The sequence below is a fragment of the Mycobacterium sp. NGS11 genome (genome assembly GCF_059813315.1).
Window position 1 is genome coordinate 1 of the sequence record NZ_JCALEJ010000087.1, and the last position, 229, is coordinate 229.

Genomic DNA, 229 nt, shown 5'->3' on the forward strand with positions numbered 1-229 from the left:
GTATCTGCCGATCGACCCCGGGGTGCCGACGGCCCGGATTGAATTCATGCTGGCCGATGCGGGCCCGATCGCCGCGATCGCCAGCGCCGACCTCCGCTCGCGGCTGGATGGGCTGGGGCTGCCGGTCATCGATGTCGATCGTCCCGGAATCCGCTTGCCGCGCAACGGTTTATCTGAACCGACGGCCGATGATGTGGCGTATGTGATCTATACGTCGGGTACTACTGGT

At 64.6% G+C, this 229-nt stretch carries 1 protein-coding gene; it reads left to right on the forward strand.

All coding sequences use genetic code 11. The features are described 5' to 3' along the window. Positions 1-10: 10 nt before the first annotated feature. Positions 11-229 (forward strand): AMP-binding protein (locus AC5Y4T_RS26230; protein WP_499956169.1); only part of this gene is annotated, 219 nt, incomplete at its 3' end.